The sequence below is a fragment of the Pseudomonas sp. R2-60-08W genome (genome assembly GCF_003852335.1).
In the GTDB taxonomy this organism is placed as follows: Bacteria; Pseudomonadota; Gammaproteobacteria; order Pseudomonadales; family Pseudomonadaceae; genus Aquipseudomonas.
The window spans coordinates 990,546-1,004,272 of record NZ_CP027731.1 but is presented as its reverse complement, the minus strand read 5'-3'; the positions used below and the strand labels follow the sequence as shown (position 1 = coordinate 1,004,272).

Annotated in this window: 11 protein-coding genes; 3 read left to right on the top strand and 8 right to left on the bottom strand. The window is 61.8% G+C overall.

Translation table 11 applies throughout. The features are described 5' to 3' along the window. Positions 1-7: 7 nt before the first annotated feature. The gene (gene yjgA / locus C4J90_RS04405; RefSeq protein ID WP_124361305.1) at positions 8-529 is read left to right on the top strand and encodes a ribosome biogenesis factor YjgA; all 522 of its coding nucleotides are present in this window, start codon (positions 8-10) and stop codon (positions 527-529) included. 45 nt (positions 530-574) lie between these two features. On the opposite strand, the gene tldD is transcribed toward yjgA, so the two are convergent. From tldD to mreB, 8 genes are all read right to left on the bottom strand, one after another. Continuing rightward, positions 575-2,017 (bottom strand): metalloprotease TldD, encoded by a 1,443-nt coding sequence (gene tldD / locus C4J90_RS04400; RefSeq protein ID WP_124419298.1) that lies wholly within the window; start codon positions 2,015-2,017, stop codon positions 575-577. 16 nt (positions 2,018-2,033) lie between these two features. After that, positions 2,034-2,882, bottom strand: coding sequence for a carbon-nitrogen hydrolase family protein (locus tag C4J90_RS04395; protein ID WP_124419297.1), 849 nt, complete (start codon positions 2,880-2,882; stop codon positions 2,034-2,036). A gap of 48 nt (positions 2,883-2,930) precedes the next feature. After that, entirely contained in the window at positions 2,931-6,746 is a 3,816-nt protein-coding gene (locus C4J90_RS04390; RefSeq protein WP_124419296.1) for a YhdP family protein, read from the bottom strand. A 76-nt stretch (positions 6,747-6,822) separates the two neighbouring features. Then, positions 6,823-8,280 carry a ribonuclease G gene (rng, locus tag C4J90_RS04385; RefSeq protein ID WP_124361301.1) on the bottom strand — a complete coding sequence of 486 codons (1,458 nt, stop codon included), beginning with the start codon at positions 8,278-8,280 and terminating at the stop codon, positions 6,823-6,825. A gap of 71 nt (positions 8,281-8,351) precedes the next feature. After that, a complete protein-coding gene (locus C4J90_RS04380) occupies positions 8,352-8,948 on the bottom strand; it encodes a nucleoside triphosphate pyrophosphatase (RefSeq protein ID WP_124419295.1) in 597 nt (198 codons plus the stop codon). A 50-nt stretch (positions 8,949-8,998) separates the two neighbouring features. Continuing rightward, positions 8,999-9,487, bottom strand: a complete 489-nt coding sequence (mreD, locus tag C4J90_RS04375; protein WP_124361299.1) for a rod shape-determining protein MreD — start codon at positions 9,485-9,487, stop codon at positions 8,999-9,001. After that, positions 9,487-10,581, bottom strand: coding sequence for a rod shape-determining protein MreC (gene mreC, locus C4J90_RS04370; RefSeq protein ID WP_124419294.1), 1,095 nt, complete (start codon positions 10,579-10,581; stop codon positions 9,487-9,489). The genes mreD and mreC overlap by 1 nt, the downstream gene beginning before the upstream one ends. Before the next feature lie 139 nt (positions 10,582-10,720). After that, positions 10,721-11,758, bottom strand: coding sequence for a rod shape-determining protein MreB (gene mreB / locus C4J90_RS04365; RefSeq protein ID WP_002555108.1), 1,038 nt, complete (start codon positions 11,756-11,758; stop codon positions 10,721-10,723). Between the two features lie 210 nt (positions 11,759-11,968). On the opposite strand from mreB, the gene gatC reads away from it, so the two are divergent. After that, entirely contained in the window at positions 11,969-12,256 is a 288-nt protein-coding gene (gene gatC / locus C4J90_RS04360; protein ID WP_005784804.1) for an Asp-tRNA(Asn)/Glu-tRNA(Gln) amidotransferase subunit GatC, read from the top strand. Between the two features lie 16 nt (positions 12,257-12,272). After that, complete coding sequence (gene gatA / locus C4J90_RS04355; RefSeq protein WP_124419293.1) at positions 12,273-13,724, top strand: Asp-tRNA(Asn)/Glu-tRNA(Gln) amidotransferase subunit GatA; 1,452 nt, start codon at positions 12,273-12,275, stop codon at positions 13,722-13,724. The last annotated feature ends 3 nt before the right edge of the window (positions 13,725-13,727 follow it).

The window sequence follows — 13,727 nt, the reverse complement described above, 5'->3', positions numbered from 1 at the left end:
TGCCACCATGGTTGATTCTTACGACGACTCCCTCGATGGGGAGAAAAGCAAAACCCAGGTCAAACGTGAGCTGCATGCTCTGGTTGACCTTGGCGAGCGCCTTACAACGCTCAAAAAGGACTTGATTGCAAAACTGCCACTGACCGACGAAATGCGTCGGGCCTTGGCCGATGCGCCTAAGCACACCGCGAATATCGCGCGCAAACGGCACATCATGTTTATCGGCAAGCTGATGCGCGATCAGGATACTGACGCCATTCTGGCCTTGCTCGATCAAACCGATGCCTCCACTCGCCAGTACAACGAACGCTTCCATAACCTGGAGCGTTGGCGTGACCGCCTGATCGAGGGCGATGACGCAGTGCTGGAAAAATTCGTATTGGACTATCCGGAAGCGGACCGCCAGCAATTGCGCTCCCTGATCCGTCAAGCCCAACATGAAATGGCGCATAACAAGGCGCCGGCCACCAGCCGTAAAATCTTCAAATACATCCGTGAGCTGGACGAGACTCAACGCGGCCTGCGCTGATCCTCTTCCCCGGGTGGCGACCTTCGCCATCCGAAGCTTGCGGGCTTACGAGCCCGTGCCACCCACGGTGATCGCATCGATTTTCAAGGTTGGCTGGCCCACGCCCACCGGCACCGACTGCCCATCCTTCCCGCACGTGCCCACGCCGCTGTCCAGCGACAGGTCGTTACCGACCATCGACACCTTGCTCATGGCCTCCGGCCCATTACCAATCAATGTGGCTCCCTTGACCGGCGCGCTAATCTTGCCGTCTTCGATCAAGTACGCCTCGCTGGTGGAAAATACGAACTTGCCGCTAGTGATATCCACCTGCCCGCCGCCGAGGTTGGCGCAGTAGATGCCGCGCTTCACGGAAGCAATGATTTCTGCCGGATCGCTTTGGCCACCGAGCATGTAGGTGTTGGTCATGCGTGGCATAGGCAGGTGGGCATAGGATTCGCGGCGACCGTTGCCGGTGCGCGCCACGCCCATCAGGCGGGCGTTGAGCTTGTCTTGCATATAGCCCTTGAGTACGCCGTTTTCGATCAGGGTGGTGCACTCCGTGGGCGTGCCCTCGTCATCCACACTCAACGAACCCCGGCGACCGGCCAAGGTACCGTCATCGACAATGGTGCACAGCTTGGAGGCGACCATCTCGCCCATACGCCCGCTATAGGCGGAACTGCCCTTGCGGTTGAAGTCGCCTTCCAACCCATGGCCCACGGCTTCGTGCAGCAGCACACCGGACCAACCCGAACCCAGCACCACCGGCAAGGTACCGGCCGGCGCCGGAATCGCTTCCAGGTTGACCAGTGCCTGGCGCAGCGCTTCACGGGCGTAGCCCATGGCGCGGTCCTCGGCGAGAAAATAACGGTAATCGGTGCGCCCGCCACCGCCATGGCCGCCGCGCTCGCGGCGACCATTCTGCTCGACGATCACACTCACATTGAAACGCACCAGTGGCCGCACATCGGCCGCCAGCCCGCCGTCGGTAGACGCCACGAGGATGCGCTCCCACACGCCGGCCATGCTCACGGTGACCTGCTGGATGCGCGGGTCCAGGGCGCGAGTCGCCGCGTCCACACGCTTGAGCAACTCGACCTTCTCTGCGCGGCTGATCACTTCCAACGGATTGTCCGGCGCGTACAACTGCGCCACGTCCTGGGTGCTGAATGCCTGCACCGTGCCGTTCTGCCCTGCGCGGGAAATCGAACGGGCCGCACGCGCAGCCAGACCCAGGGCCTCCAACGTAATGGCATTGCTGTAGGCAAAACCGGTTTTTTCTCCGGATTGCGCGCGAACGCCTACACCCTGGTCAAGGTTGAAACTGCCTTCCTTGACGATGCCGTCTTCCAACGCCCAGGACTCGGAAATCTGCCCCTGGAAATACAGGTCGGCCGCGTCGATGCCGGGTCCGGCCAGATCGCCCAGCACGGTTTGCAGACTTTCGATGGTCACGCCACCGGGTGCCAGGAGATGTTCACTGACTGAGGACAACAACTCGCTCATAGGTTTGGCCTTAAATTCATCGTTCTGAAGCAGGTCGCTGTGCGCCCTGCGAGAAAAAGCGCCGGTGATTGACCACCGGCATGCGCGCCCGTATCGACGCCTGTTCATTGCTGTCGCGTTCGGCCACCAACACCGCTTCGCCTCGATCCTGTTGGGCCAACACCCGCCCCCAGGGGTCGACAATCGCCGCGTGCCCGTGGGTTTCCCGTGGCCCCGGGTGCACACCGCCCTGGGCAGCCGCCAGCAGGTAACACTGGGTTTCGATGGCCCGTGCACGAATCAGCACATCCCAATGCGCAGCCCCGGTCACCGCCGTAAACGCCGAGGGCGCGCTGATCAACTCAGCCCCCGCCGCGCGCAGCTCACTGTACAGCTCGGGGAAGCGCAGGTCGTAGCACACCGTCAGCCCCAAGCGTCCCACCGGCGTATCCGCCACCACCACGTTGCTTCCGAAAGCATAGTCGTCGGATTCGCGATAACGACCCCGGGCATCCGCCACATCCACATCGAACAAATGCAGCTTGTCGTAGCGAGCGACGATTTCACCGCGGTCGTCGATCAACAGCGAGCAGGCGTTGGGCTTGGCGTTCGGTTGGTCCTTGGGTGGCAACGGTAGTGTGCCGGCCACTATCCATAAGGTGAGGTCGCGAGCGGCCTGTTTCAACCATGGCAGGATCGGGCCTTCACCCAGGGCCTCGGCGCGACCAATGTCAGCCATGTCACGGCGGCCCATTGCGGCGAAGTTCTCCGGCAGTACCGCAAGCCTGGCGCCCTGCGCCGCCGCGCTCTCCAGCAGGCGGCGCGCCTGAGCCAGGTTCGCCAGCACATCACTCTGGCTGACCATTTGAATTACCGCAAAGGACATGGGCCGACACTCCGTAAAGGGCATGGGGCCATGCTACTCCACAGCCTCTCAGTTTGGCTTTTCAAATGGCTTGTCGAAGGTGATTTTCGGGTCTTTCCACGGGCCTTGCACGGTGTACTGCACGCTGGCGAAGCGCGATACCCGGTCACCGATCAGCTTGTCGATCAGAAACAATGCGCCGCCAATGGCCGGCGCGCCGACAATCAATGCCGCGATGGGCAGGTTGTTGGTGACCGGCAGCGTCACCAGCAACTTGGCATCGACGCGATCCGCCACCAGGTCGAGGGTGCCGTTCAGCTCAAGGTTGGTGGACGGCCCGGTCATGGTGATGGGCTCACGGGTCACGAACACGCCGTTACTGGCTGCGAGCAAGCCCTTGACCCGGTCATAGCTCAGGCCCTTGCCGAGCAAGTCGGAAAAATCCAGGCGCAAACGGCGGCCGATGGAATTGAAGTTAAGCAGGCCGAACACCCGCAACGCCTGGGCGCCACCTTCCACTTCCACGAACTGGCCTTTACGGAACGCTGCATCCAGGCTACCGGAGAACCGCTTGGGCCCAACCCAGGCGGGCGAACCGGGCCAACGGCCATCCACGTCCAGATGGAAGTCCTCGCTGGTTACTGTGGGCGCAAAGCCCCAGCCTTTGAGCACGTCGGCAATGTTCTTGCCGTCCAGTCGCCCCTTATACCAACTGCTGCTGGCCCCCGGCGCGCCTTCCCAACCACCGGCGCCATTGAGTTGCATGCCCTTGAGGCCCAGGTCCAGGCTGTTGAAGGCCAGGCCTTTGGCGGTCGGCCGGACTTTCAGCGACCAGGCGCCCACCAGGTCCGGGCCCTGGAACAGTTGATCGATGGCGATATCCAATGCCGGAATATCCTTGGGATCGATATCGGCCAACGGGTCCGGCGCGTTCTCGTCCGCCTGTACGGTCGGGTCGACCGCAGGCAGCTTCACGTACTGCAGGTTGATTGCGATAGGTGCGCCCTTCGCGTCCGGCAGGTTGACCGTGCCCTTGGCTTGCTGGCTGTCGAACTGCAGGCCCCAGGCCACGGGCTTGCGATCCAGTTGCAGTTTGACCTGATTGAACTGAGTACCAAACCCAGTCAGCTTGCCTACCTTGAAATCAGCGCCACTGAGCAGTTGCTTGGCATTGCCGCCCGGATCGTTACCAGCGTAGCGGCTGGCGAGTTGTTTCCACGGGTCGATGTCCAGCTCCGAAAGCACCCCGCGAATGCGCAGGCCCTTGGCGCCGGGCAACACCGCGTCGCCATCGCCGAGGAACAATTCGCCGCGGCCCTCATTGAAGTTGTCCGGCGGCGCCGCAAACGTGAAATTCGCCAGCTCACCGTAGTCAAACCAGTAACGCCGTTCAGCGCCCTGCAAGGTCATGCGGAACGTGCTGTCACGGCCCTGGCTCGCCGGCATGCCAAACGGCGCCGGCAGGTCTACCGCGACGCCCTTGAGATTGGAATTGACCATCAACTGACTGTCCGCGCCGTCCAGGATCACTTGCAACTGGTACGGAATATCGCCGGACACCGGCAGCGGCTGGCTGATTTTCAACCAGTCGGTGAGCCGCTTGACCGTCACCTGCCCCTTGGCGGTAACGCGGGTGTTGATATTGCCGGGTGTGCCCTCGGCAAAAATCTGCGCGGTGATCGGACGGTCGAACGCCTGGGCCGAAATATTCTGGCCGCTCAGGCCCTTGGCGCTGTCGAAACGGAAGTCACCCTTGAGCTGGGTCAGGTCCAGGGTGGGCTCCGCCAGTTGCAGGCGCGCTTTATCGGTCTTGAAGTCGACCACGATCTTAGGCTCGGTGCCTTTGGCCAAGGGCACGTCCAGGTCCAGACTGCCTTGCAGGTTGCCCTCGCCCTTCCAGCCCGCAAAGGTGGATGCCGTACCGATGGGGGCTTCCTGGAGGATTTTCAAACCGTCGCCCAACCCACCGGAAAATCCGCCGGTGAGCAGCAGGTGGCTGTCCTTGCCGGCCGGCGCGTGGGGGATATTGACGTAAACGTCCTTGACCTGGGTATCGAGCAGTTGGCCCTTGCTGGCCAGGATACGCACGCCGCTCTCCTCGACGAACACTTCACCATTGACCTTGTTCACATGGGGCCAACCCGGCTGGAAGGCCAGCTCGGCATCATGCACCTTGAAGAACAGGCTGATATTGCGCGAAGCCGGCAGCGCGTTGTGGCTCAAGGAGCCCTGGTACTGGAAAAAACCTTCGTCTACCGCGCCTTTGAGGATCGCCGTGCGCAACCATTCATCCAGCGCCGGGCTCAGCACTGCCGGTAGATACTTGGGGGTAAAACGACCATCGCCATCGACCATGCCGACCCGCAAGTCCATGTAGTCCTCCTGGCTATGGTCGAAATGCAGGCGAATCAGGAAATCCGCCGCGACCTTGCCTTCCTCCCCCAACACCTTGATATACGGCGCGATCAGGGTGAAGCCCTGCTTGTCCAACGTCCAAGTCAGGCGCGCATTGGCCTGGATGTATTGCCATGGCTTGGCAAAGATCGGAAACAGGTGCAGGGAGAAGTCCTTGCTGTCCATGCGCAACTCGCCATGGCCGAGGTCGCCGCTGATGCTGCCGGACACATTGCGCGCGGCCGGCGCGCCGAAGTACGCGTCAAAACCGACACGTTCAAGGTTGGCGGCAAAACTGACTTTTTGATCGGTGGTGTCCTGGGGGCGGAAGTCCACCAGCACATTGCGCAACAAGCCGGTGGCTTTCAGGTGCTCGACGGCCTTGGCGAAACCTTCCGGCAGCGGTGCCAGGGCATTGAGCAATGGCGTGATGGGGGTCAGGTCGAGCCGATCGGCCTGGAGTTTCCACTCTTCCTGGGTTTTATCGGTGGCCAGGCTCTGCTGCAGTTGCACGCGCGATTCCCAACGGGTTTCGCCGATGTTCATCGCCAGCGAATCCAACAGCACCTTGAGGCCGCTGTCGCTGCGTTGCACATACGCGGTCAGGGCCAGGTTTTCGATATGCACCGGCTGACGCTCGGCATAGCTGCCCTTTACCTGCGGCGAATTTAGGCGCACCACCGCGCTTTGCACGGTGCCGTTGGCCCAGTTGAGCCAGAACTCACCGCCGGCCTTGAGCTGGGTGAGCTTCCATTGTTGGGTCAGCCGGGATGGAATCCACTTGGCCCAGTCGCTTTGAGGCAGGCTCAGGTAGGCCTCGACCTCAGCGTCTTTCCATTGGCTGGCGCGTATACGGCTGCGCAGGCTCAGGGCGAGCGGTTGGCCGTCGGGCAGCGTCAGGCGCGCGTCCAGGCGCTGCCGGGCCATGCCGGTGTGCAGGCTCAGGCCTACATACGTTACGGTCACCGGCGCCCGGTCGAACGGTTGCAAGGTCACCTGGCTGTCGAGCACCGAAACGCGCTTGACCATTTGCATACGGGTGAGCAGTTGTTGCGGGTCCAGTGACGGGCTGTCCTGTAACGGCAAGCCCTGCAGCGTCCAACTGCCGTCCTGGTCTTCCTTGACACTCAGCTGCAAGCCGCTGACTTGCAGATGGGCGATGCGTACTTCACGGGCCATCAGGCTGGCCCAGAGGTCGGGCACCACCTCGACCTGGTCCAGGCGCAACGCACTGCTGCCCTCGCCGACCATCACGTCGTGGGCCAGCAAGATCGGCGCAAACCCGCTCCAGCGGCCTTCGAGGCTACCGATATGCACCGGCATCTGCACCGCAGCCTGGGCCTTGGTTTCGACTTCAGCGCGGTATTCGGCCACCAGCGGGGTCAATTCACGCCCCAGGCTCACGTACACCGCCGCCGAAACCAGCAGTAAGGCACACAGGCCCAGCCCCCAACGGGTCAAAGCGGCAAAAAAGCGTATCAGACGCTCCATGTCAGGCGACCCTCAAAGCGGTAGTCGGACGACAGATCAATGCCTGCCGGTCTCGGAAAAGAAAAACGAATGGGGATCAGAGCAGCACCACGTCGTATTGTTCCTGGGAATACATGGTTTCGACCTGAAAACGAATAGTGCGCCCGATAAACCCCTCCAGTTCGGCGACGTTGCCCGACTCTTCGTCGAGCAGGCGATCGACCACTTTCTGGTTGGCGAGCACTCTATAACCTTCGGCCTGATAGGCGCGTGCCTCCCGTAGGATTTCACGGAAAATTTCGTAGCAGACCGTTTCCGGGGTTTTCAATTTACCCCGGCCCTGGCAACTGCTGCAGGGTTCGCACAGCACTTGCTCAAGGCTCTCGCGGGTGCGCTTGCGGGTCATCTGCACCAGGCCCAGCTCAGTGATGCCGATGATGTTGGTCTTGGCGTGATCGCGTTCCAGCTGTTTTTCGAGGGTGCGCAGTACCTGGCGCTGGTGCTCTGCGTCTTCCATGTCGATGAAGTCGATGATGATGATGCCGCCCAGGTTACGCAGGCGCAGTTGGCGCGCAATCGCCGTGGCAGCTTCAAGGTTGGTCTTGAAGATGGTCTCTTCGAGGTTGCGGTGCCCCACGAACGCGCCCGTGTTGACGTCAATGGTGGTCATGGCTTCTGCCGGGTCCACCACCAGGTAGCCACCGGACTTGAGCGGGACCTTGCGCTCCAGGGCTTTCTGGATTTCGTCTTCGACGCCATACAGGTCGAAGATCGGCCGCTCGCCCGGATAGTGCTCGAGGCGGTCGGCAATTTCCGGCATCAGCTCGGCGACGAATTGCGTGGTGCGCTGGAAGGTTTCCCGCGAGTCGATGCGAATTTTCTCAATTTTCGGGCTGACCAGATCGCGCAAGGTACGTAACGCCAGGCCGAGGTCTTCATAGATGACGCTTGGCGCGCCAATGGTCTGAATCTGCGCCGCGATCTGGTCCCACAGACGCCGCAGGTAGCGGATATCCATCAGGATTTCATCGGCGCCCGCGCCCTCGGCGGCGGTGCGCAGGATAAAACCACCGGCTTCCTTGATGCCCTCGGCGGCGACACAGTCGCTGACCACCTTCTTCAGGCGCTCGCGTTCGGCCTCATCCTCGATCTTGAGGGAAATACCGACATGGGCGGTGCGCGGCATATACACCAGGTACCGCGACGGAATCGACAGTTGGGTAGTCAGCCGGGCGCCCTTGGAACCGATGGGGTCCTTGGTGACCTGCACCACCAGGCTCTGCCCTTCGTGCACCAGGGCGCTGATGCTTTCCACCGCCGGGCCTTCGCGCAGGGAGATTTCCGAAGCATGAATGAAGGCGGCGCGGTCCAGGCCGATGTCGACGAACGCCGCCTGCATGCCCGGCAATACGCGCACCACCTTGCCTTTATAGATATTGCCGACGATCCCGCGCTTCTGGGTGCGCTCCACATGCACTTCTTGCAGAACACCGTTCTCTACCACCGCCACGCGCGATTCCATCGGCGTGATATTGATCAGAATCTCTTCACTCATGGCTGGGTCTCGTTCAGGCGTTTTCACAATAGTGACCGATCGCTTATGGCTTGGCGCGCAAGTAGAGGCGTTCAGCGCGCGGTAAGGTTTTGCCAACAGGGTATGCCGAATCGGCCTAGCAGTTGCGCGGTTTCGCACACCGGCAGGCCGACCACGGCGGAATAGCTGCCATTGAGTCCGCTCACGAACACCGAGCCCAGCCCCTGGATAGCATAGCCGCCGGCTTTGTCCTGGGGTTCGCCACTGTGCCAGTAGGTCGTAGCCTCCTGGGCAGAAATCTCACGAAACCCCACGCGACTGCTTACACAGCGGGTTTCACAGCGCTGGCCGTCGGTAAGGGCGATGGCCGTGAGGACTTCATGCTCGCGCCCTGCCAACGCCATCAACATCGCCAAGGCATCGGCCTGATCCACCGGTTTGCCAAGAATCTTGCCATCCACGATCACAGCGGTATCGGCACCCAACACGCAAATGCCGGCGCTGTGCTCGAGCGCAGCCAGACCCGCCGCTGCCTTGCTTCGAGCCAGGCGCTCGACATAGGCGACGGGGGTTTCGTCAATAAGAGGCGTTTCATCGATGGCGGCGCTGACCACGGTGAAAGGCACACCGATCTGGGTCAACAACTCACGTCGCCGCGGGGAGCCCGAGGCCAGATAAAGCATATTCATTGCAGACTCTCCCTGTAGGGTTCGGTAACCAGGCAGAGCCTCGCAATCCGTCAATTGATTTTGTAGCGACGACGTAGCCCGCGCAGGCCGAAGCTGACCCAAGGCCACAGCAATGCACTGACCAGGGCCGGCAATACCAGCGCGAGAGTAGGCTGGCGATTGCCGGTCAGGGCGCTGAGCCAGAGCTGAACCAACTGCGCCAGGCCGAAGATCACCAGGATCACCAGGCACTGCTGCCACATCGGGAACATGCGCAAGCGCTGCTGCAACGACAGCACCAGGAAGGTGATCAGGGTCAGGATCAACGCGTTCTGGCCGAGCAAGGTGCCATAGAGCACATCCTCCGCCAAGCCCAGGCACATCGCCGTGACCATGCCTACCTTGTGCGGCAGGTTCAACGACCAGAATGCCAGCAGCAACGCCAGCCACAGCGGGCGCAGGATTTCCATGAATTGTGGCAGCGGTGAAACGCTGAGCAACAGGCCGATGGCGAAGGTCAGCCAGACAATCCAGCCATTGCGCGAATGAGTACTGGCCATTATTCCTCCCTCTGCCGCGTGGTGGCCGGGGCGGTTGTCGCAGGCCTGGCGGCAGGCGCGGTGGTCGCCGCCGGTTTCGCCGGGCGTGCACTGTGTGCCGCGGGTTTGGCCGGTGTGGCGACAGGCGCTGCAGTTGCGGGTACGACCGCAGGCGCCGGTGGCCCCACGAACGCCGGTTTCGGCACGGTGGCGGGAATCACAGGCGCGGTGCCGTTCTGCTTGTCTTCCGCTTCCTGGGCCTGCGCGGCGTCATTGGCGCGCTCTTCCGGGGTGCGGTTATCGCTGAACACCAGCAGCAGATAGCGGCTGCGGTTCAGCGCGGCGGTCGGTACGGCACGCACAATGGCAAACGGCTGGCCGGAATCGTGGATGACCTCCTTGACCGTCGCCACCGGGTAACCCGCCGGGAAGCGCTGACCCAGGCCGGAGCTGACCAGCAGGTCGCCTTCCTTGATGTCGGCGGTGTCGGCCACGTGCCGCAACTCCAGGCGTTCCGGGTTACCGGTGCCGCTGGCAATCGCGCGCAAACCGTTACGATTGACCTGCACCGGAATGCTGTGGGTGGTGTCTGTCAGCAGCAAGACGCGCGAGGTGTAGGGCATCAATTCAACCACCTGGCCCATCAGGCCACGGGCATCGAGCACCGGCTGGCCAAGGACCACGCCGTCGCGCTCACCCTTGTTGATGATGATCCGATGGGTAAAGGGGTTGGGGTCCATGCCGATCAACTCAGCCACTTCGACCTTTTCGTTGACCAATGCCGAAGAGTTGAGCAACTCGCGCAGCCGCACGTTCTGCTCGGTAAGGGCCGCGAGCTTTTGCATGCGGCCCTGCAACAGCAGGTTTTCGGTCTTGAGTTTTTCGTTCTCGGCAACCAGCTCGGTGCGGCTGCCGAATTGGCTGGCCACGCCCTGGTAGAGACGTTGCGGCAGGTCGGTGATCCAGTAAGTCTGCATCAACACCAGCGACATCTGGCTACGCACAGGCTTGAGCAGCGCAAAACGGGCGTCGACCACCATCAGCGCGACCGAAAGCACGGTCAGCACCAACAAGCGCACGCCCAATGAGGGGCCTTTGGCGAAGAGCGGTTTAATAGGCCGCTCCTCCCAGGCAAATGTTCTCTTTATTCATACGGCATCAAACCGGCCTGGATGCAGATTGAAGAAGATAAACGCCAGCAGGCAGCACTGCAAAGTGCTGCCTGCCGACCGAGCATGAACCATCCAGACAAGCTTATTCGCTGGAAAGCAGGTCCATGGTGTGTTTATCCATCATTTCCAGTGCACGACCACCGCCACGCGCCACGCAGGTCAGCGGGTCCTCGGCGACGATCACCGGCAGGCCGGTTTCCTGGGCCAGCAACTTGTCGAGGTCGCGCAGCAAGGCGCCACCACCGGTCAGTACCAGGCCACGCTCGGCGATATCGGAAGCCAGCTCCGGCGGCGACTGCTCCAGGGCGCTCTTCACCGCCTGAACGATGGTGGCCAGGGACTCTTGCAGAGCCTCCAGCACTTCATTGGAGTTCAGGGTGAAGGCACGTGGCACGCCTTCGGCCAGGTTGCGGCCGCGAACATCGACTTCGCGAACTTCGCCGCCCGGGTAAGCGGTGCCGATTTCCTGCTTGATGCGCTCGGCGGTGGATTCGCCGATCAGGCTGCCGTAGTTACGACGCACATAGGTGATGATCGCTTCGTCGAAGCGGTCGCCGCCGACACGCACGGATTCGGCATACACCACACCGTTCAGGGAAATCAGGGCAATCTCGGTGGTACCACCACCGATATCCACCACCATCGAACCGCGGGCTTCTTCAACCGGCAGGCCGGCGCCGATTGCGGCGGCCATCGGCTCTTCGATCAGGAACACCTCGCGGGCACCGGCACCAAGGGCCGATTCACGGATGGCACGACGCTCCACCTGGGTGGATTTGCACGGGACGCAGATCAGCACACGAGGGCTGGGCTGCAGGAAACTATTTTCGTGAACCTTGTTGATGAAGTACTGCAGCATCTTCTCGCAGACACTGAAGTCGGCGATCACGCCGTCTTTCATCGGACGAATGGCAGCAATATTGCCTGGTGTTCGGCCGAGCATGCGCTTGGCCTCGGTGCCAACGGCAACGACACTTTTCTGATTACCATGGGTCCGAATGGCCACAACCGATGGCTCATTCAGGACGATACCGCGCTCGCGCACGTAAATAAGGGTGTTGGCAGTGCCCAGGTCAATGGAAAGATCGCTGGAAAACATGCCACGCAGTTTCTTGAACATGGGAAAGGGACCCTAGGCAACGCGTGGGTAAAAAAGTGCGGCAAACTCTAACAACGACAGGGATTTTGGGCAAGGCGCCAATGTGCTAAATTGGCCGACTTTCTGTGCACCAACCCCCACAATCGCGGCCTTATGACCGTAGAAATGCGGTAGTGTTCCGACAATCTAACACACGGACGCCTTCCGTTCTGTTTTCCACTGGAGAATCCCATGGCGCTTGAACGCTCCGACGTGGAAAAAATCGCGCATCTGGCCTCGCTTGGCCTCAATGACGCCGATCTTCCACAGACCACCGCAGCCCTGAACAGCATTCTCGGGCTGGTTGACCAAATGCAGGCCGTCGACACCGACGGCATCGAGCCCCTGGCTCACCCGCTGGAAGCCAGTCAGCGCCTGCGCGCAGACGTCGTGACCGAGCGCAATAACCGCGAGGCCTACCAGTCCATCGCGCCAGCGGTCGAAAACGGCCTGTACCTGGTTCCGAAAGTCATCGACTAAAGGGAAAGAGCCTTTCATGCATCACATGACTCTGGCCGAGATCGCCCGCGGTCTCGCCGACAAAACATTTTCTTCCGAAGAGCTGACCAAGACCCTGCTGGCGCGCATCGCCGCGCTGGATCCCAAGGTCAACAGCTTCATCAGCCTCACCGAAGAGCTGGCCCTGAGCCAGGCCAAGGCCGCCGACTTGCGTCGCGCCAACGGTGAGAACGGCGCGCTGCTGGGCGCCCCGATCGCCCACAAAGACCTGTTCTGCACCCAGGGCATTCGCACCAGTTGCGGCTCGAAGATGCTCGACAACTTCAAGGCGCCCTACGACGCCACCGTAGTGTCCAAGCTGGCCGCCGCCGGGGCCGTGACCCTGGGCAAGACCAACATGGACGAATTCGCCATGGGTTCGGCCAACGAGTCGAGCTACTACGGCGCGGTGAAAAACCCGTGGAACCTGGACCACGTACCCGGCGGTTCGTCCGGCGGGTCGGCCGCCGCCGTTGCCGCGCGCTTCCTGCCGGCCGCCACGGCCACCGACACCGGTGGCTCGATCCGCCAACCGGCAGCCTTCACCAACCTCACCGGTTTGAAGCCGACGTACGGTCGCGTGTCCCGCTGGGGCATGATCGCCTACGCGTCGAGTCTCGATCAGGGCGGCCCGCTGGCCCGCACGGCTGAAGACTGCGCGATATTGTTACAAGGTATGGCCGGTTTCGATAAACAGGATTCCACCAGCATCGATGAGCCGGTGCCGGACTACAGCGCCAGCCTGAACACGTCGCTCAAGGGCCTGCGCATCGGCGTGCCCAAGGAATACTTCAGCGCCGGTCTCGACCCACGTATCGCCGACTTGGTGCACAACAGCATCAAAGAGCTGGAAAAGCTCGGCGCCGTGATCAAGCACATCAGCCTGCCGAACAACCAGCACGCGATTCCCGCCTACTACGTGATCGCCCCGGCTGAAGCCTCCTCCAACCTGTCGCGTTTCGACGGTGTGCGGTTCGGCTATCGCTGCGAAAACCCGAAAGACCTCACCGACCTGTACAAGCGCTCCCGTGGCGAAGGCTTCGGCGTGGAAGTACAACGCCGGATCATGGTCGGGGCCTACGCCCTGTCGGCTGGCTACTACGACGCGTACTACCTCAAGGCGCAGAAAATCCGTCGCCTGATCAAGAACGACTTCATGGCAGCCTTTGAAGAAGTCGACGTGATCCTCGGCCCGACCACGCCGAACCCGGCCTGGAAGATCGGCGCCAAGACCGGCGACCCGATCGCCGAGTATCTGGAAGACCTCTACACCATCACCGCCAACCTCGCGGGCTTGCCGGGCTTGTCCATGCCCGCCGGTTTCGTCGATGGCCTGCCGGTCGGCGTGCAATTGCTTGCCCCGTATTTCCAGGAAGGCCGCCTGCTCAATGTGGCGCACCAGTACCAGTTGAACACCGACTGGCACACCCGCACCCCTACCGGCTTCTGAGGA

Excerpts from the sequence above, each read along its gene's own strand:
- yjgA (WP_124361305.1), top strand. The coding sequence starts at position 8 with ATGGTTGATTCTTACGACGACTCCCTCGATGGGGAGAAAAGCAAAACC.
- tldD (WP_124419298.1), bottom strand. The coding sequence starts at position 2,017 with ATGAGCGAGTTGTTGTCCTCAGTCAGTGAACATCTCCTGGCACCCGGT.
- C4J90_RS04395 (WP_124419297.1), bottom strand. The coding sequence starts at position 2,882 with ATGTCCTTTGCGGTAATTCAAATGGTCAGCCAGAGTGATGTGCTGGCG.
- C4J90_RS04390 (WP_124419296.1), bottom strand. The coding sequence starts at position 6,746 with ATGGAGCGTCTGATACGCTTTTTTGCCGCTTTGACCCGTTGGGGGCTG.
- rng (WP_124361301.1), bottom strand. The coding sequence starts at position 8,280 with ATGAGTGAAGAGATTCTGATCAATATCACGCCGATGGAATCGCGCGTG.
- C4J90_RS04380 (WP_124419295.1), bottom strand. The coding sequence starts at position 8,948 with ATGAATATGCTTTATCTGGCCTCGGGCTCCCCGCGGCGACGTGAGTTG.
- mreD (WP_124361299.1), bottom strand. The coding sequence starts at position 9,487 with ATGGCCAGTACTCATTCGCGCAATGGCTGGATTGTCTGGCTGACCTTC.
- mreB (WP_002555108.1), bottom strand. The coding sequence starts at position 11,758 with ATGTTCAAGAAACTGCGTGGCATGTTTTCCAGCGATCTTTCCATTGAC.
- gatC (WP_005784804.1), top strand. The coding sequence starts at position 11,969 with ATGGCGCTTGAACGCTCCGACGTGGAAAAAATCGCGCATCTGGCCTCG.
- gatA (WP_124419293.1), top strand. The coding sequence starts at position 12,273 with ATGCATCACATGACTCTGGCCGAGATCGCCCGCGGTCTCGCCGACAAA.